This is a genomic window from Mediterraneibacter torques (assembly GCF_044591705.1).
Taxonomy (GTDB): Bacteria; Bacillota; Clostridia; order Lachnospirales; family Lachnospiraceae; genus Mediterraneibacter; species Mediterraneibacter torques.
Window position 1 is genome coordinate 2,276,646 of record NZ_CP172594.1, and the last position, 17,970, is coordinate 2,294,615.

A 17,970-nucleotide genomic window follows, 5' to 3' on the forward strand; every position below is an offset into this window, starting at 1 on the left:
CCTTTATTCGTCTTTTTTCAGTCAAGGATCTTCATCATCAGATCTCCGTCTCCGCTTGTCGTAAATCCTGTTTTCTCATAAAATCCCGCCATCAGTTCCTTGTACTGCGCCGGACCTGTATAACCAAGCGGAGCAAGATCATAACCTGTCGGAGCATAGATTAAAGTAATCCCTTTTTTGCCAAGCTCTGTCACGATCTCATTCATACATGCCGTTCCATAGCCTTTCCCACGCAGTCCGAAATCTGTCAGGTAAAATTCAATGACTCTTACTTTCGTCCTGTTTTCCATCACGTATTCCATATGAAATACGGACAATCCTTTCTCGTACACGTCGACCGTTTTCGGCATATATTTAAACTCCAATATATGTCCGCTCTTATCTGTAAGATCGACTGCCCTGAAATATTCTTTTCTCAAATACACTACTAATTCTTCCATTTACTCTCTCTTTCTTCGTGCCACCTGAAGCTGCACATTCACTCCGAGAGGATTCAGCACAACGCCTTTTACATCTTCCATCAGCAATTCTGCGATCTTTTCCCCCGGAACAACTGCCGATCTGACCGGTCTTCCTTTCGTGAACTTCTGAAATTCCAGCACATCCGTAAAAACAGGCTGATACAGCGAACCGTCTTTTTGCTTCAGTATCGGAATCTGACCGTTCTCTTCAACAGGAATCAAAAACGTTCCCTTTCCGTAATGAGCCAAAAGTTCTTCCTGAAGTTCTTTTAATTCTTCCGTCATCTGCGGCTGCTCCTGTTTTCTAAGTTCCTGCATAAAATAAGCCGCCGTCAGATGGAGCGCCGGGTTTTCCACGATCTGCTTTCCTTCCGGAAGTTCCTTCGGTATATTTCTCGTTACCAGATCTGAAAGCTGAACTGTAATTTCCATATCTGTTCCGCTGTTGACCGCCAGTGCGTTTACTCCCATTATATAAAGACTTGTGAAAAAAGGAAGCAGCTGCTCTTTCGCAAGCTTTGCCACAGCGCTTACATATTTTTCATCAAGAAGCTTACGCGCCTTGTCTTTTGCATCTTCCATCTGATAATAAAGGAAGATCTCATCGTCAAATGTCTCCTCGTCACATTTTACAAACGGCATCTTTGTCGCTGCCGACATAATAACATATAATTCACCCGGATTGCGCAGAGCCGCCAATGTCTCCTGTTTTGTCACTTTTGTTTCTTTCTCGCTCATTTTCAGCTTTTCCTTTCCTGTCTTCTCTCACCTTTGTCTGTCCTGATGCATTTTGAGTGTCTGTCAATAATAATACACTATCTCTTTGATTTTATCAATTCTAACAAATATGGAACAAAAATAATGCATCCGATGATCGCTGCGGCGATCGCCGATACAAGAACCGCCCCTGCCGCTGTATCTTTCGCGATCTTCGCCAATGGTTTTTTCTCCTTAGTCACAAGATCTACCACCGCTTCCAACGCCGTATTCACAAGCTCCAGCGACAGGATCAGACCAAACAACAGCAAACAGATGCACCACTCGACAGGTTTAATATGAAGAAAAGTTCCGGCAACGGTTACCGCAATCACTGCCAGACAGTGGATCTTCATATTTCTTTCTTTACGGATTCCGGTCCGGATTCCTTCAAAAGCATACCCAAAACTTTTATTCAGAGGATTTTTTCTGTTGTTTTCGTTTCTGTTTTTTTCCATTACTTTGTACCTGATTTTATTTTCTCGAAAAAATATGTTTGATAAATACGTATAGTACGATCAAAAACGCAAGAATATATCCGATCGCCCCAAGCGCCGGAATGCCGAGTATTTTCGGACTCATATCTGTCGTACAGATAATACTTGAACTGATCAGAAGCGCCATGACCCACAAACCCATAACAATGTTTCTTACAAGTCTGCGCAGCAGAAAGGCAAGATCATCCGATGCCCGCAGATCAAGATTCACCTTTGCCTGTCCTTTTAAATATCCCGCCATCATATCAGACACCATCGACGGGATATCCAACGCCTTTCGCATCGATTTCACTGCGCTTTTTCCGCTGCTTTTCAATTCTTTTTTCCAGTCAAAATTACGGAAAAAATCTCCCGAAATACGGGCGGCGGCAATTTCCGCCATATTAATATCAGGCGCGATCGCTGCCAGAACTCCTTCCATATGGGTCAGGCCTCTCGCCAAAAGCGTCAGCCCGTGAGGCATTCTGATCTTATTGACTTTCATCACATCCATCAGATCAACCGTAACTTCCCCGACATTGATCTTGCCCATATCTTCATGACCGTACTTCAACATCAGTCCTTCGATACCTTCGTATAATTTTCTCTGATCCGGACGCTCTTTAAATTCTCCCAGACCGAGCACTGCCTGCCGGATCAAACCGATATCGTTTAAAGCGATCCCTTCGATTGCCTTGCCAAGCATCTCTCTGTCACGCTCCGTAAGCCGCCCCATCATTCCCATATCGATCCATACGATCTTGCCGTCTCGTATCTTTACATTTCCCGAATGAGGATCTGCATGAAAAAATCCGTCGTCCATCACCTGTTTAATGTAGTTATCGACAAGTTTGCTGCCGATCTCCTTAAGGTCATATCCCTCTTCCTTCAGCCGCTCCTTATCGTCTACCGCACATCCATCGATGTATTCCATAACAAGTACATGGACAGTCGTATACTGCTGATATAATTTCGGTGTTCCGACAAAATGAACGTCTTTGTTTCTCCTTGCGAATTCTTCCATATTAGATGCTTCTGTAAGAAAGTTCATCTCGTCTCTTGTCACAGTCCACAATTCGTCTAAAACGAGATCAAAATCAGCCATATTTTTCAAACTGACAGGCGGCATTAATTTGATCGCTTTGCGAAGAAGCTCAATATCCCTTGCCATCTTTTCATAAATTCCCCTGCGCTGGACTTTTACGACAACTTCTTCTCCGCTTTTTAACGTGGCGCGATGCACCTGCGCGATCGACGCCGCCCCCTGACAGGATTCATCTATATGGGAGAAAACTCTTCTCCACGACCGCCCGTAAGATTCTTCTATGACCGATAAAACTTCCTCAAACGGCATCGGTTTTACATCTGAACAAAGCTGCATCAGCTCATCGCAATAACGCTTCGGTAAAATATCAGAATGCATCGCCATGATCTGACCGAGTTTAATAAATGTCGGTCCGAGATCTTCTATGATTTCCCGAAGCTTTAAAGGCGTCACTCCCTTTGTAATACTATGTTTGCGGAGCACAGCCACAATTTCCTTCAGCCTTGAATTATATTCCATCGGTTCTATACTGCTCATAATTATGCTTCATCCGGCGCAGTTTCGCTCGCTTCTTCTTTTTTCAGGATCTGCTCTTTCAAAGCGGCAATCTGCTCCGGCGTCATCTTATCAAGAAGATCCGAAAGTTCCTCTGCCGATGCCGGTTTCAGCGCATTCACCTTCTCTTTTACTGTCTTTTTCACATTGTGCTTTAACTCTTCATTCAGCACTTTTCCCTGCTCTACTGTCAGTTCTCCCTTTTCTACCATTTCATCAAGAAGATCTTTTGACTTTTCGGCAGTAACGGCAACTGCTCCGATCCCTGCCAGAAAGATCTTTTTCAAATTATCACTGAGTTTATCCATAATAGCCTTCAGCTCCTTTCAGCCGGCCTACATTTCGTACGCCTCTGTGCTTTGATACTACGTTTATTGTTCTGCCTTACTCTATCTTTTTATTCTTCTTATTATTCTTATTATTCTGTTGTTTTATCAGACTCGCCCGAACCGTATTTCTCTTTATAGCGGTCGATGCATTCTTCGATGATCTTTACTGCGCCAAGCGCGCCTTCAAACTCGTCCACCGCCGTTCTCTTACCTTCCAGATCTTTGTATACGGTAAAGAAATGTTTGATCTCTTCAAAAATATGTTTTGGAAGCTCGGAAATATCCGTATACGCCTCATATGTAGGATCTGCCCACGGAATCGCTATGATCTTCTCATCTCCCGCTCCTCCGTCTGTCATCTTCATAACGCCGATCGGATAACATCTTACAAGAGTCAAAGGCTCAAGCGGCTCTGAACACATCACGAGCACATCGAGCGGATCGCCGTCGTCTCCGAGGGTTCTCGGGATAAATCCGTAATTCATCGGATAATGCGTTGACGTATACAAGATTCGGTCAAGGATGATATACCCTGTTTCTTTATCTAATTCGTATTTTTTCTTGCTTCCTTTTGAAATCTCGATCACCGAGATAAAATCTGTCGGAAAAATCCTTTCCTCACTGATATCATGCCATATACTTCCCATACTAACCTCCTCACTATTCCCGCATATCAGACGCGCCGTGTTCTTACAGATCCTGTCCGGCTATTTGCTCTGCGGAAACGTCCTGTTTAAATTCATAATATGATTTTACCTCTTTCCGTTGATTCCGTCCAGTATTATATCTCCGTCTTGATAGCGAATCTGAAACAATTCTTCTTTTTCCCCTATCTCTTCCCTTCTTAAATAAACATGAAAGCGAACCAAATCAATATCTTCTCCTAAATCTACCGAAAACTTCGTTGTGCGAAATGAGTTTTCTTCGTATTTTTGAACAACTTTTTCCGCAAATGCTTCTGCATCTTTGATTTCATCACAATTCGCCGCAACGGTCAGATCATACACATTATTTTCACATCGGCTCGCCACAACATCCGGTTCGTTTCCCTCCTGCATCTGCGCGTGACGCATCACCCATATCACAATACACAAAACTGCCGCCGCGCAAAAAATCAACGCCGGAATTTTTCCTGCCGCACCCCTGCATCTTCTCTGATCTCTTTTTCGCTTCACTTTGCATCACCTGTCTTTTTCGTCAATATTTGTATCACTTTTACAACCGATTATATAATCTGTTTTTGCCGGAATCAAGAAAATCGGTTGAAAATATGAGACATTTTTATAACAGATGATTTTCACATATAAAAAAGACACCCCACTTCCTGTGAGATGTCTTCTCTTCTATTCTATTCCATTTCTCTGTACTGCTGTGCGATATTCAATGCGTGATCGCCCATTCTTTCAAAATCTGTCAGTATTTCAGAAAAGACGATACCGCTTTGCGGCTTACATTTTCCTTTTTTCAGACGCTGCATCTGCTTTTTAAAATACTTATCCCGCATATCGTCCGTTTTCTGCTCTATGATAACTGCCTGACTTAGTATCCGTTCTACATTTTCGGAAGTTACTTCTTTCAGATTATCAAGCACCGCAATACACTGCGCTTTCATCTCATTGAGTTCTTCTTTAACCGTATCTGAAAAATCAATCTCCCATTTTCTCATATCGTCGCCATATTCTGCAAGATTGACAGCATGATCTCCGATCCGTTCCAGATTGCTTATAATCGCATAATATCCGTTGATCTTTCTCGAATCTGACATATTCATCTCGCTTGCCATAAGTGAAACGATATATTCGGATATGCCTTTATTGAGGAAATCAATATATTCTTCTCTCTCAGACACTTTTTTGCGAAGTTTCTCATCATATTGAACAAGCGAGTCAAACGAGTCGCTTATATTTTTCGCCACCATATCTCTCATTCTGTTAACTTCATCACGAACCTGTGACACTGCCACCGCGCTGTGGCCGATCGCATAGGAAGATTCAAACGGACGGATATATTTCAGGCGAAGGTCTTCATCGTCTGCCTTTTTGCTGTCCGGAAGAATGCGAACCGCTATATTCGCCATATGTGTTCCAAACGGAAGAAGCAGCAGTGTCGTCACGATATTAAAGACTGTATGGGCATTTGCGATCTGCGCCACCGGATCTCCGGGCGTCATCGCTTCGATCCATGTCACATACGGCGTCACAAGACAGATCACCGTAAATAATACCGTGCCGATTATATTAAATAACAGATGGATAACCGTCGTACGCTTTGCATTTACCTTCATTCCGATCGATGCCAAAACTGCCGTGATACATGTTCCGATGTTTTGTCCGAACAAAACGAACACCGCGCTTGAGAGCGGGATCATACCGGTAGACGCAAGCGCCTGCAAAATACCGACCGATGCAGAAGATGACTGGATCACTGCCGTAAAAAGCGCGCCTACCAAAATACCGAGAAGCGGATTGTCGAACTTCGTCATCAGACTGATAAACGCTTCCGACTCTTTCAAAGGCGACATTGCCGCCCCCATCATATCCATTCCCATAAAAAGAATACCAAGTCCGGCAAAAATACTGCTGATATGATGTACCTTTTCACTTTTGATAAACATGATCGCTCCTACGCCTGCGATCGCAAAAAGCGGAGCGATCGCTCCGATATCAAGAGCAATGAGCTGACCTGTAATCGTCGTTCCGATATTGGCTCCCATGATCACCCATACCGCCTGTTTTAATGTCATCAATCCTGAATTTACAAACCCTACTACCATGACCGTCGTTGCAGAAGACGACTGAATGACCGCTGTGATGGCTGCTCCGACAAGCACACCTTTTATACGGTTCGATGTCAGTTTTTCAAGGATCGACTTCATCCGGTTGCCGGCTGCTGCTTCCAATCCCGTGCTCATCATCTGCATTCCGTATAAAAACAATGCAAGACCGCCGAGCAAAGCAAGTACGTCTGTTATTCCCATTCCATTTTTCTCCTTTTGTAAATCGTCTTATTTTTTCTATATTCTGTTTTTCTTTATACACACGTCTGCTTCGACGCGCTTTTTTAAATTAACATCCGCCAACCGGTATGTCAATTCCATTTTACCCTTTCCCTACATTTTCCTAACACTTTCTTAACGCTGCCTTAACAGACCGCTCATTGCCGATAATATAAAGCTGCGCGGTGAGGACGATCCGGAATCGCTTCAACGCACAGCCTTGACAAAATGCTTTTTAGGTTTTTATTCCACACTTTTCAGTGATTCGACCATATTGATCTTTTTAAGTTTAAAATACATCGCTCCGTTTACGATCATAGAGAACGCAACCGTCAAAAGAAAACTGTATACAAAACTGCTCATATCGATATTTCTGCCAAACATAACCGTATCTATCTCGACAGTGACAATGATAAAGCGATGAAGTATCTTTCCGAGAGCGACGCCGAAAAGAGCGCCTAAAACCGTAAGTACGATATTTTCCCGATATACATACGCCGAAACTTCATTCGGATAAAATCCTAAAACTTTCAGCGTTGCCAGTTCTCTCTTTCGCTCTGTAATATTAATGTTGTTCAGATTATACAAAACGACAAATGCCAGCATTCCTGCCGATATTGTCAGAACAACGATCACAATGTCAAGCGCTCCCAACATATCGTCTACCTGTTGTTTCAAATCAGTCGTATAGCTCACACTCAACGCTCCCGGAAGCTGAAGAATATCTTCGCCGACACTTTGCGCTTCTTTTGTCGTTCCTGAAACCGTCTTATAGAAAACGGCATTGTACTCCGGTTTTTCGTTATAAACAGCCTCATACGCATCTGCCGTCATGTACAGGTAATGTCCCATATAATTTTCGCAGACAGCTTTGATCTTGACCTTGAGATCTCCTTTCTCTTCATCACGGATCGTAATCATGTCTCCTGCCTGTACTTCCAGTTCCTTCGCGATTTTTTCTGTCAAAACAACTTCTTTTTCATCCAGAGAATATCTTCTATCCGTCGTCCTTTCTTTCAAAGTCACAAACTCCGGGAATTGCTTTTTATCTTTCGGCACATCCAGATAGACATCGTGCCATTTACTTCCGTTTCCGATTGTAATCTGAGTCAGTATGCCTTCCATCGCATCGTCTACTTCTGTTTCTTTTCCAAGCATCTGCGCGACTTCACCTTTTTCTTTTTCCGAAGCGCCTTCCGCCATAATGACCGTTCCGTCATATCGCTGAATCTCGCCGTACTGAATATCGACAACCGCAAAGATCGAATCTTTCAAACCGAACCCTACGATCATCAGTCCCATACATCCTCCGATGCCGAAAATCGTCATAAAAAACCGTTTCTTATATCTGACAAGATTACGCACGCTTGCTTTCCAGGAAAAATTCAGCCGCTTCCACAAAAATGTAATCTTCTCAAAAACGACTCTCTGACCCTGCTTCGGCGTCGGCGGACGCATCAGTTGAGCCGCCTGTTCGCGCAGTTCCTTATAACATGCCAGTATCGTCGCCGCCAATGTACAAAACAGCGCCGTTCCCGCCGCTCCTATCCCGTACATCACATTATACGGTATGAGCAGTTCATTCATGTGTTTATACATTATCCCGTATGCATTGATGATAATATACGGAAATATCTTCTCCCCGGTAAAGATACCGGCCGCGCTTCCAAGAAGGGTCGCCAGAAACGCATATCCCAAATATTTCCCCGCTATCGAATGTCTCGCGTATCCAAGCGCTTTTAATGTTCCGATCTGAGTCCTCTGCTCTTCTACCATACGGGTCATCGTCGTAAGACTGATCAGTGCCGCCACTAGGAAAAATATCACCGGGAACACTTCGCCGATCGCTTTCATTCGGTCCGCATTATCACCGTATCCCGAATAATCCGGAAGGTCATTTCGGTCATAAATGTACCATTTCGGCTTTTCCAGTTCTGCAACTTCCGCTTTCGCATCAGCCAGCTCTGCCTGCGCTTCCGCTATCTTTTGCTCGCCTTCGGCGATCTCGGCGTTTGCCTCTGCTTCACCTGCATAATACTCTTCCCATCCGGAAGCAATCTCCTGCTCGCCGGATATGATCCCGGCTTCCGCGCCTGCGATCTGCTGCCTTGCCGCCTCAAGCTGTGCATACCCGTTATCAATCTGCCCTTGCGCATATTGAAGCTGAGCTCTCGTCTGATCGATCTGCGCCTGTGCCTCGACCACAGCTGCGTCTCCGATCTGGATCTGCATGCTCATCTGCTCCAACGCCGCAAGCGTTTCTTCGTCTGTCATTCCGCTTTCTTTCAAAGCCTCATACTGCGCTTTCACCGCATTTAATTGTTCAATCTGCTGATTCAACTGCACAATTCCCTGATCAAGCGCCGCTGTTCCGTTCTGAACTTCTGTCTGCTTCTGTGCCAAGGTCTGCTCTGTTGCGGCAACCTCCGCTTTGGAGTTCTCCAACTGCACTTTCCCACTATCGATCTGTGCCTGCGCGTTTTCCAGTTTCTGCCTTGCATCCGCCAGCTTTGCCGCCGCTTCCGCTTTCCCGTTTTCCAGCTTCGTCTGTGCATCTGTTACTTCGGCTTCCGCCTCCGCAATTTTCCCGTTCGCCTCATCGACAATTTCCGTATACCGGGCTTTTTGTCTCTGCTCCTTGATCTTCTCAATATTTTCTTTTGCTTTCGCGACCGTATCTTCATATTCCGAAGTAAATGCCGTCAATTCTTTTGCTCCTGCCGCCTGAATACAAATCTCTGTATAGACGTCCATTGCAAAGCTTTCTTCCTGTACATATACAAACGCCCGCACACTTCCGTTTCCGATTGTCGTACTGCCCCGCTGAAAAGCAATATACTCCGGACTGCTCACTGTACCTGTGATCCGAAACGTATCCGTTTTCAAAGAATCTGTAACCTCGGCATCCGTACCGCTTGAAAACGTGATCGTATCTCCGATCTTCAGTTTGCTTTTTTCCATGTAATCCACATCAACGACACATTCATTTTCCTTATTCGGAAGCCTGCCGTCCTCAAGCTGTATCTCATTCATCGTCGGAAGCATAGACATGACATGAACAACGATTTGATTATCACCGTCTGCCAAAAGAGCGTCCACAGAATACCGGCCTTCCACATGCCCGATCCCTTCTGCTTTTGAAGCCGCCTTTACGTCATCTTCCGTCAATCCCATCGTACTGATGATCCTAAGATCCATCATATTCTTATTATCAAAATACGCGTCTCCCGAATAACGCATATCCGGCTCCGAGGCACGTATTCCCGAAAAGAAGGCACATCCGATCGCAACGATGAAAAAGATGGAAAGGAAACGCCCGAGGCTGCGTCTGATCTCCATATAAAAATCTTTTCTCAGCGCACGTTTTTTCATTCACACCGCCTGCCATTTCCATTTCTTATTTTTATCCGAACTACCACTCGATCTCATCGATCGACATCGGGTTTTCATTTGTTTCCATATGAGACACCTGCCCGTTCTTAATATGAATCAATCTGTCTGCCATAGGTGCAAGAGCCTGATTATGGGTAATCACGATCACTGTCATCCCCCGTTCCCGGCACATGTTTTGTAAAAGCTTCAAAATTGCCTTTCCCGTATTATAATCAAGCGCTCCTGTCGGCTCGTCGCAAAGGAGCAACTTCGGGTTCTTCGCAAGAGCGCGGGCAATCGAAACACGCTGCTGCTCGCCTCCGGAAAGCTGCGCCGGAAAATTATCCAATCTGTCGCCAAGCCCTACATCTTCCAATACCTTTTTTGCATCAAGAGGATCTTTACATATCTGAAGCGCAAGCTCTACATTTTCAAGCGCGGTCAGATTCGGGATCAGATTGTAAAACTGAAATACGAATCCGATATCATCCCTGCGGTATCCGGTCAACTGTCGGGAATCATACGCCGTAATATCTTTTCCGTCCACTGTCAGCGTTCCGCCTGTCGCGGTATCCATGCCGCCTAAAATATTAAGCACCGTCGTTTTTCCCGCGCCGCTTGGTCCGACAATTACAACAAACTCTCCTTTTTTGATAGAGAAATTAATATTGTCTGCTGCCCGGATCTCCACTTCTCCCATATGATAAACTTTCGTGATATCCTTTAATTTGACAAATTCCTCCATCCTGTCACCTCTTTCATCCCATATGTTTTCCTCATTCGATTTTCATCGCACGCTATTTAATTTTGCCGAATATCTAAATAATACAAGCCCAACTAAAAACATCACGGAAAGTGCGCTGACAGCAATATTGATGCTCCCCGTCATCTGACTGATAAAAGATACGAGCGCCGTTCCGATAACCGATGCGCCTTTGCCGCAAATGTCATAAATGCCGAAATATTCTCCCGACTTCTCCGCCGGTATGATCTTCGCAAAATATGATCTTGAAAGCGCCTGTATCGTTCCCTGGAACATTCCCACAAGAACTGCGAGCATCCAGAAATCAAACTGAGTATCCAGCCAATATGCATACACTGCAATTCCAAAATATGCCATGATACAGACAGTAATGATCTTCTCCGGAGAAACTTTCTTTACGATCCTTCCGAAAATAAGTACAGACGGAAACGCAACGATCTGTGTCACAAGAAGGGCGAGCAAAAGTCCCGTGCTGTCCAATCCAAGAGCCTGTCCGTACGCTGTCGCCATATCAATAACGGTATACACACCGTCAATATAAAAGAAAAACGCAAGTAAAAATACAAAAATATGCTTTTCCTTAACCAACTCCGCAAAAGTTTTCCCAAGCCGCTTAAAACTGTCTTTTACAACATGTCCGTTTACTTCGGCAAAATATTTCTGTCTGTAAGAGCGAAGAAGCGGTACAGACGATAACAGCCACCAAAGCGCAGTAATAATAAACGCAATGATCATCGCAGTCTGCATTCCGATCCCCAACGGTTTTGCTCCGAGCACAACGCCGAGACATGCCACAAACGGAATACAGCTTCCGATATATCCCCACGCATAGCCGTGAGACGAAACTGCGTCCATCCGTTCCGGGTCGGTCACATCAGTAAGCATCGCGTCATAAAAAATCAGACTTGCCGAATATCCGGTCTTTGCCAGTACAAAAATACCTAAAAACCAAATCCACGATGACAGAAACCCTAACAAAATACATCCGAAAACACCTACTCCCATCGCAACAAAAAACACTGTTTTCTTAAAATTTTTCGTATCCGCAATCGCTCCGAGCGTCGGCCCTAAAACCGCCACAAGAAGCGTGCACACAGAAGTTGCATATCCCCAGTACGCCAGATAATCTACGTCCGATATACCGGCGTTTCCCGCAAGATAATTAAAATAAATCGGAAATATGGTCGATACCATCATTGTAAACGCCGAATTTCCCACATCATAAAGAACCCACTTTTTTTCCAAAGAAGTCAGTTTAAATTTCATCGCCTTGTCTCCCTTTCCCTCATTCTGCCATCGCCAGCCCCGAACCGCATGACGGCTGTACCGCATCCTTTCCACATCTGCCCGGTCTTCGGCTCATGTTTTGCTTTAGCTTATCGCCTGTTTATAAAGGCAGATCTTTCCATCCCTCACCTGCGCCGAACGTTCTTGTAAAACGTTCCGGAATTTCGTCTCCCTCAAACAAAACTTTCTGGTAACGGATGATCAGTCCCGCCGCCAGCGGAACTGCCCCGGCAAACAGCCTTTTTAAAAGACGGCAGTACTCTTTACACGCCGGATTCGGTTCAAGACTCATAACCATCCCATGCAGAGAATCATACTGCCCTGATAGCCGCATTCCGCCGAAAAGGATCTTCCTTTTTACCGCGCCGGGCGCCAGCAAAAGCTTATGATACATAATCATCCCTTTCAAAGCTTTTTGTACCGTCTCTGCTGTCAGATCTTCAAAAAACGGCGCTATGACCGCCCCGTTCTCCTTCGTCGGACGGATATGCTTTGTGGCAAGATAACGCACAGGATTAATATAATCTTCCTTTAAGAGAAGCCGGTCAAACTCCATCTCGATCTCCGAATGGCTGATTCCGCTTTCATGGATCATCTTCTCAACATACGGATGGCACTCACTGTCTAAAGCAAAATGACAGATGACACCGTAAATATATGCTCTTGCCGCTGCCGGATCTTCCGCTTTTTTCACAGTTTCCGCAGCGTGGCGGAAAAACAGATCCGCCGGCTTATCATGAAGGTCATATCCCTGACCGTTCACTGTATTTCTCTTCATCGGATGATAATAAAAAAGAATATCAGGACCATGAAGTCCGATATCAAATAATTCTCTGTGATTCTCAACTGTGCTGCGAAGCGGCCTCGGAAGCGCGCTGATCACTTCTTTTCCAAATTTGTAATGTGCATATGTCGTAGGCATAAATCTTCCTCTTTTCACGTACTTTTTCTTTTAATTTTATTATCACATATTCAAGACAAAAAATCCAGAATTACACTCCGTTTGATATGTTAAATTTTTGCAAACTTCTCGTTCGATATCCGATATTTTGTATCACTTTTACAACCCCGCGCAGATCTTTTCCCTTGTAAAATCAATAAAAAGTGCAGAAAATGAGACATTTTCAAGCGCACCGTTCTCAGAAAGGAATATACTTATGCCGAAACCAAGAACATCTACCGGAGAAAAAAATCTGATCAGTAAAAGACTCATCAAACTTCGAGAGAAGCATAATATGTCGCAGCGGCTTTTAGCTTATCAGCTTCAATTAAACGGCTATGATATGGATAAAAACGTCATTACAAGAATCGAAACAAATAAACGCTATGTCACAGATGTGGAGCTAAAAGCACTCTCTGAGATTTTCCACGTTTCATACGATTATCTCATCGACGGAAAAGAAGACGAGATATAATATTCGATACTTCCGCCTTGCTTCCCGCGGAGAATCTTATAAATCCATTGCCGAAATATGCGGCATTACCGCTGAAAATGCAAAAGAGATTCTGGAGTAGGCATCCGCCTGTTCCAACTCATTATTGTGCCGCGCCGACTCATCTTTTGCTTGCCCGGCTTCGTATTTTCATCACCGCTTTTACTGCCCATACGGCACACCGTCTCGGAAACAGCGGACTGCACCATAACTTTACGTATTGTTTATATTTTTTATTTTTTTCACAATCTATATACTGATTCCCTCTGTAAAATCCGGTCAGCGCAGCCAGAATCTGCTCCGGCTGCACGCCATATTCTTTCCGATACTGATTATCTCCGCAAAGAACGTAACTATTATGATCCGAATTTTCCATCACTCTGTGCAATACATAAGCGCCGTTCTCTCTTCGATACAAGATTACTTGATGACGACAAACCTCTTCTTTTACAGGTTCTAAGATCAATACGTCCTTTTTCGGGCGGATACATGGCAGCATGCTGTTTCCCTCAGCCGTAAGAACCAGCTTCCCCTGCTCTTTCAGGATTTCTTCTAATCCACGGCTTTTCAAATTCTTATCTTCCCTGCCTTCTTCCTTTTTACCCTCTTGTTTACTTTCCTGTTTATCTTCTTTTTTACTATCCTCACATTTTTCTGTTTTAAATTCACTCATTTGTTTCTTCCAATATTTCCGCATTTCGCAGTTGTTGTAAAAAGCGGTCCAAATCATCGGCCGCAACGCTTTCATCAACTTCGTATTTTTCTGCCATTGCCTGTAAAACCTGTTCCTTCGTCGTTTCCTTTCGGCACTGTTCCCACAAAAATGCGCCTGTATCATTTAACCGGATCATCCCGTGAAATACTTTTCCCGCTTCACCGACCGGAACTACGACATGATCTCCTGCCACCTTGCGAAGCAAAAAACCTTCTTTTATTTTTATCTTCATTTTTCTTCTCCTTTCATACAAAAATATGCTATAGGTGTTTGCGAAACGCCACAAGCCGCATAAATACGGCATTTTAACTTTTATAAAACAAAACATCTCCTCAACGGATTGTGGTAAAATAGAGTTGCCTAGAAACTATAAACCAACCACCCGAAAGGAGATGTACCTATATGATACCATATAAGCAGCTCGCTTTGGCAGAAGTTTTTGAAGATTGCCAAAATAAATTCGATAATGACAAATATCAGTTTCTTTCTCTACTTGACCAAACCATTAATCTTGATGAAATTGTTCCTGTTTCTTTTGTTACTCATTTTCACGCTTCTACAGGAAGACCTCGTAAGCATCCACTTTATCCTATGATTAAGGCTCTCCTTATTCAGCGCATTTTCTCAATCCCGACAGATACTCTTCTGATTATATTTTTAAAATATTCTCAGGAACTACGGGATTTCTGTGGCTTCCGTGTTGTTCCTGATGCCTCAAAATTTACCCGCTTTAAACAGGACTTTCTTATGGACTTACAATCGATGTTCGATCACTTAGTTGATATCACTGAACCGATCTGCCAACGTATTGATTCTAACCTTGCTTCCATGAGTATCTTTGATACTTCTGGAATTGAGGCATGGGTAACAGAAAATAATCCGAAATACGCAAACCGTATCATAAAACAGTTAAAGGCCTTTGCAAAGGCTCACAACTTTGATAAAAACTTTGATCCTTACAAAGCTGCTTACGGCTCAATGCCTGCACACGCTACTGCTAACCCAGCTATCCAACAGATGTACATCAACGGACATTTCTGCTATGCCTATAAGTTTGGTATTGTCACTAATGGTCTTGGTATTGTTCGCGATATTACCTTCTACAATAAAGATTTCCTAAATGCTCATCCTAATATCATTGTTGAAAAGAAATCCGATTCACCAGATGAAGATAAATCACTTGCGGACTCTAAGGCACTGCTCCCTGTTTTGATTGATTTCTTTCAGAAGCATCCTTTGATCAACCCTAAAACTTTTCTAGGCGATGCCGCTTTTGATACCATTGAAATCTACAAAGCCCTTTTGGATGATCTTGGCTTTGAAAAAGCATTTATTCCACTCCGGACAAAACTATCAATGGAAGAAAATGGCTACACCTTCAACGAAAATGGTGTTCCTTGCTGTCCGCATGATTCCACACTTCCTATGAAACGGGAAGGGAGTAAATCTCATCTGAGAAGCAAACTTCCCAGCATGAAGTTTGTATGCCCTAAAATGAAATGGGAATACAACCGTGAAACCAAAACGAAACGCCGTGTCTGCCGCTGTGAGAACCCCTGTACCACATCTTCCTGTGGAAGAATGATTTACATTTACCCCGAAAAGAATCTGCGTGCCTATCCCGGTGTGGAACGTGGTTCCGTAGAATGGGATGAGACCTATAAAATCCGTGTAAACGTTGAAAAATCAATCAACCATTTTAAAGACAGTTTCTGTATTGCCGGTCGTAAAACCCAAAATGAGAAAACACTACATGCAGATTTGTTGCTTGCAGGAATTTCTCAGTTAATAACTGTCATGGTTGCTGATAAAATTCACCAGCATCAATACATACGAAGTTTAAAACCACTCATAGCATAGGACTTACCAACTTCATAAGCCCATGAGGTTTATTTGTTGTGCCAAGAAATGAACGATTTTCACTTCCTATCCCAAGAATCCTGCATGACAGGAGCCTTCGCCTGTTTTCAGTCAGGATTGCGGACTTGTTTCGCAATTACCTAAAAAATATGCCGTCTTAGCCGCTTCTTCTTCCATAGTACACTCCATTTTGTAAACCGGAACAGACTGTAAAAAACGATCTAAAAAAGAGAGCAGCAAATTCGTCTCTTCTTCATCTCCGTAAAATAATGTCTGCGGCAATATCAGAGGAAGAGCTTCCCCCGAAGTAATCTTCTGTATTTTATTTGTTTTTCCTCTATGCAGCATACAAAGTCCTTGTATCGGCGCTTTGCGATTCTCATTTTTATCGGTTTTCCCGCTGAACGGAGTCCCGCATGCATAAAATACGCCGTTTTGCAGACAAACTGCGGGCTTGTCATCGTTAATGATCCGAATCGGTTCTCCTTTGAACGTCTGCCGCCAAAGCTGCGCATGCGTAGATTTCCCTGTTCCGCTCGGAGCCGAAAAAAGATAGGCTTTTCCCTCTTTTTCTACTGCCGAAGCATGGATCATAAACCCTTGATGTTTTAACAGTTTCATATAAAATTCAGCTCCGGCACAACTATATTCACACTCTTCTATAGACAGGTGCGGATATTGCTTTCTCAGTTTTTCATAATCTTCTTTCGTACCGTCAAGCGTTATATCAGGCTGCCTCTCTGTATCCGACCGATACGTCTCCATACGCCGCCGAAGCAGACCGTAAAGCGGTTCATAAGATACAACACATCCTGCAAATTCATAAATCCCCACTGTACTTCCTCCCGAATCACAAATCTAATCTGTCCTTTTTCCGAGAAAACTCCCTCTATTTTTTCACTTCTTGTTTTTCAAGCGCTTCATCACGCTGTTTTGTTAACTGTTCGATTTCTTCCAGACACTTCTGTTCGTATTCCGAATATTTCTGACGACGCTGTTCTATTCTGTTCGCTCTGTCTTCTAAAGTTCCTTCATAACATGTAACGCTTCCGACTACAAGATCACTTTCACTTTGTTTTTGTAAGAGCAGATCAAGTATTTCCTCAAAATGCTCCAGCGAAGCCTCGCCTGCAATCTCCATCTGCCGTTCCAAACTAAAATCCGATAAAACAACTACGCTTCTCGCTTCTATGACCTGATCCAAAATATTTTCGATCGTTTCCATATCTTCACGCATGGAAATATTCTGGCATTCTTCTATCTCCATATTGTAATCTGTATTTTTTCCATGCTTCAAAGAAGATGCATCTTTCGCAAAAGCCACCCCGATCTTAAAATCCATTTCTTTAAAATTCGGATATAAAATCTTGCTTCCTCTTCCATATTCCTTACCGTTAAAAAAATAGGCGCCCGCAATCTTTCCCGTACTTTCTTCGTATTGTTTGACAGTACTTTTCAGCATTTCTATATAAGCGTCTTTCTCCTCCCCGATCTCACCTCCAAAAGCGAAATCCCAGCCTTGCTGTCCTAAATACGTCACTGTTTCCTGATGATGCTCCGCTGTGTTTTTCAAAACAAGAGTGGCCTGTATCCCTCTGCCTTCAAGAGCCGGAACGATCCGATCCATCAGTTCCTGATCTTCCTCTGAAAATGCAAGAATTACGTTCGCCGGTTTCTCAATATCATTCACTTCTGCTTTTTTATTTTCCATGTCATTGCGTATCTCTCGGATCTTTTTATCATACTCCTTGTACGTTTCCTGCAACCCGTTTAAGCTCTCCATCTGCTTTTTTTCCCCGTATCTCCAATAGAAAAGCAGACCGAAAAGTCCGATTGCCAAAACAAATACGAGCAAAATCTGTATTTTCTTATTTCTCATAACGCTCCTTAAGTAATCCTGTTATCACTGTGTCTAAAATCTCA

General features: G+C 43.5%; 17 protein-coding genes and 1 pseudogene. 2 read left to right on the forward strand and 16 right to left on the reverse strand.

Annotated elements, in window-relative coordinates:
* Positions 1–17 precede the first annotated feature (17 nt).
* The 12 genes from ACH9UM_RS10710 to ACH9UM_RS10765 all read right to left on the reverse strand — a co-directional run bounded on the left by ACH9UM_RS10710 (position 18) and on the right by ACH9UM_RS10765 (position 12,961).
* Positions 18–440 (reverse strand): GNAT family N-acetyltransferase, encoded by a 423-nt coding sequence (locus ACH9UM_RS10710; RefSeq protein WP_004848015.1) that lies wholly within the window; start codon positions 438–440, stop codon positions 18–20.
* Positions 441–1,199 carry an SseB family protein gene (locus tag ACH9UM_RS10715; RefSeq protein ID WP_004848013.1) on the reverse strand — a complete coding sequence of 253 codons (759 nt, stop codon included), beginning with the start codon at positions 1,197–1,199 and terminating at the stop codon, positions 441–443.
* A gap of 77 nt (positions 1,200–1,276) precedes the next feature.
* On the reverse strand, positions 1,277–1,675 hold the full coding sequence (locus ACH9UM_RS10720) for a diacylglycerol kinase family protein (protein WP_004848010.1): 399 nt from the start codon (positions 1,673–1,675) through the stop codon (positions 1,277–1,279).
* Between the two features lie 16 nt (positions 1,676–1,691).
* On the reverse strand, positions 1,692–3,275 hold the full coding sequence (locus tag ACH9UM_RS10725; protein WP_004848009.1) for an AarF/ABC1/UbiB kinase family protein: 1,584 nt from the start codon (positions 3,273–3,275) through the stop codon (positions 1,692–1,694).
* A 2-nt stretch (positions 3,276–3,277) separates the two neighbouring features.
* The gene (locus tag ACH9UM_RS10730) at positions 3,278–3,601 is read right to left on the reverse strand and encodes a phasin family protein (RefSeq protein WP_004848007.1); all 324 of its coding nucleotides are present in this window, start codon (positions 3,599–3,601) and stop codon (positions 3,278–3,280) included.
* Between the two features lie 110 nt (positions 3,602–3,711).
* Positions 3,712–4,269, reverse strand: coding sequence for an inorganic diphosphatase (locus tag ACH9UM_RS10735; protein WP_004848005.1), 558 nt, complete (start codon positions 4,267–4,269; stop codon positions 3,712–3,714).
* A gap of 105 nt (positions 4,270–4,374) precedes the next feature.
* Positions 4,375–4,797 (reverse strand): hypothetical protein, encoded by a 423-nt coding sequence (locus ACH9UM_RS10740; protein WP_009320019.1) that lies wholly within the window; start codon positions 4,795–4,797, stop codon positions 4,375–4,377.
* Positions 4,798–4,970: 173 nt separating this feature from the next.
* Positions 4,971–6,599: a Na/Pi cotransporter family protein gene (locus tag ACH9UM_RS10745; RefSeq protein WP_400091306.1), complete on the reverse strand. Its 1,629-nt coding sequence runs from the start codon at positions 6,597–6,599 to the stop codon at positions 4,971–4,973.
* A gap of 261 nt (positions 6,600–6,860) precedes the next feature.
* The gene (locus ACH9UM_RS10750; RefSeq protein ID WP_004847995.1) at positions 6,861–9,989 is read right to left on the reverse strand and encodes an ABC transporter permease; all 3,129 of its coding nucleotides are present in this window, start codon (positions 9,987–9,989) and stop codon (positions 6,861–6,863) included.
* Positions 9,990–10,029: 40 nt separating this feature from the next.
* Entirely contained in the window at positions 10,030–10,734 is a 705-nt protein-coding gene (locus ACH9UM_RS10755) for an ABC transporter ATP-binding protein (RefSeq protein WP_004847993.1), read from the reverse strand.
* 42 nt (positions 10,735–10,776) lie between these two features.
* Complete coding sequence (locus ACH9UM_RS10760; RefSeq protein ID WP_009320020.1) at positions 10,777–12,018, reverse strand: MFS transporter; 1,242 nt, start codon at positions 12,016–12,018, stop codon at positions 10,777–10,779.
* A gap of 121 nt (positions 12,019–12,139) precedes the next feature.
* Complete coding sequence (locus ACH9UM_RS10765) at positions 12,140–12,961, reverse strand: zinc dependent phospholipase C family protein (protein WP_004847991.1); 822 nt, start codon at positions 12,959–12,961, stop codon at positions 12,140–12,142.
* A gap of 235 nt (positions 12,962–13,196) precedes the next feature.
* Between ACH9UM_RS10765 and ACH9UM_RS10770 the strand changes: the two genes are divergently transcribed.
* Positions 13,197–13,454 (forward strand): helix-turn-helix domain-containing protein, encoded by a 258-nt coding sequence (locus ACH9UM_RS10770; protein ID WP_004847990.1) that lies wholly within the window; start codon positions 13,197–13,199, stop codon positions 13,452–13,454.
* A 139-nt stretch (positions 13,455–13,593) separates the two neighbouring features.
* Here ACH9UM_RS10770 and ACH9UM_RS10775 read toward each other — a convergent pair whose 3' ends face one another.
* Both ACH9UM_RS10775 and ACH9UM_RS10780 read right to left on the reverse strand, forming a co-directional pair.
* On the reverse strand, positions 13,594–14,145 hold the full coding sequence (locus tag ACH9UM_RS10775) for a S24/S26 family peptidase (protein WP_009320021.1): 552 nt from the start codon (positions 14,143–14,145) through the stop codon (positions 13,594–13,596).
* A complete protein-coding gene (locus ACH9UM_RS10780; protein ID WP_004847983.1) occupies positions 14,138–14,419 on the reverse strand; it encodes a PqqD family protein in 282 nt (93 codons plus the stop codon). The genes ACH9UM_RS10775 and ACH9UM_RS10780 overlap by 8 nt, the downstream gene beginning before the upstream one ends.
* Before the next feature lie 170 nt (positions 14,420–14,589).
* Between ACH9UM_RS10780 and ACH9UM_RS10785 the strand changes: the two are divergent.
* Positions 14,590–15,976, forward strand: a pseudogene (locus ACH9UM_RS10785) (transposase).
* A gap of 182 nt (positions 15,977–16,158) precedes the next feature.
* Here ACH9UM_RS10785 and ACH9UM_RS10790 read toward each other — a convergent pair.
* Both ACH9UM_RS10790 and ACH9UM_RS10795 read right to left on the reverse strand, forming a co-directional pair.
* Entirely contained in the window at positions 16,159–16,881 is a 723-nt protein-coding gene (locus ACH9UM_RS10790) for a hypothetical protein (RefSeq protein ID WP_009320024.1), read from the reverse strand.
* Positions 16,882–16,936: 55 nt separating this feature from the next.
* A complete protein-coding gene (locus ACH9UM_RS10795) occupies positions 16,937–17,926 on the reverse strand; it encodes a hypothetical protein (RefSeq protein ID WP_009320025.1) in 990 nt (329 codons plus the stop codon).
* Positions 17,927–17,970: the final 44 nt, after the last annotated feature.

Excerpts from the sequence above, each read along its gene's own strand:
- ACH9UM_RS10710 (WP_004848015.1), bottom strand. The coding sequence starts at position 440 with ATGGAAGAATTAGTAGTGTATTTGAGAAAAGAATATTTCAGGGCAGTC.
- ACH9UM_RS10715 (WP_004848013.1), bottom strand. The coding sequence starts at position 1,199 with ATGAGCGAGAAAGAAACAAAAGTGACAAAACAGGAGACATTGGCGGCT.
- ACH9UM_RS10720 (WP_004848010.1), bottom strand. The coding sequence starts at position 1,675 with ATGGAAAAAAACAGAAACGAAAACAACAGAAAAAATCCTCTGAATAAA.
- ACH9UM_RS10725 (WP_004848009.1), bottom strand. The coding sequence starts at position 3,275 with ATGAGCAGTATAGAACCGATGGAATATAATTCAAGGCTGAAGGAAATT.
- ACH9UM_RS10730 (WP_004848007.1), bottom strand. The coding sequence starts at position 3,601 with ATGGATAAACTCAGTGATAATTTGAAAAAGATCTTTCTGGCAGGGATC.
- ACH9UM_RS10735 (WP_004848005.1), bottom strand. The coding sequence starts at position 4,269 with ATGGGAAGTATATGGCATGATATCAGTGAGGAAAGGATTTTTCCGACA.
- ACH9UM_RS10745 (WP_400091306.1), bottom strand. The coding sequence starts at position 6,599 with ATGGGAATAACAGACGTACTTGCTTTGCTCGGCGGTCTTGCATTGTTT.
- ACH9UM_RS10750 (WP_004847995.1), bottom strand. The coding sequence starts at position 9,989 with ATGAAAAAACGTGCGCTGAGAAAAGATTTTTATATGGAGATCAGACGC.
- ACH9UM_RS10755 (WP_004847993.1), bottom strand. The coding sequence starts at position 10,734 with ATGGAGGAATTTGTCAAATTAAAGGATATCACGAAAGTTTATCATATG.
- ACH9UM_RS10760 (WP_009320020.1), bottom strand. The coding sequence starts at position 12,018 with ATGAAATTTAAACTGACTTCTTTGGAAAAAAAGTGGGTTCTTTATGAT.
- ACH9UM_RS10765 (WP_004847991.1), bottom strand. The coding sequence starts at position 12,961 with ATGCCTACGACATATGCACATTACAAATTTGGAAAAGAAGTGATCAGC.
- ACH9UM_RS10770 (WP_004847990.1), top strand. The coding sequence starts at position 13,197 with ATGCCGAAACCAAGAACATCTACCGGAGAAAAAAATCTGATCAGTAAA.
- ACH9UM_RS10775 (WP_009320021.1), bottom strand. The coding sequence starts at position 14,145 with ATGAGTGAATTTAAAACAGAAAAATGTGAGGATAGTAAAAAAGAAGAT.
- ACH9UM_RS10780 (WP_004847983.1), bottom strand. The coding sequence starts at position 14,419 with ATGAAGATAAAAATAAAAGAAGGTTTTTTGCTTCGCAAGGTGGCAGGA.
- ACH9UM_RS10795 (WP_009320025.1), bottom strand. The coding sequence starts at position 17,926 with ATGAGAAATAAGAAAATACAGATTTTGCTCGTATTTGTTTTGGCAATC.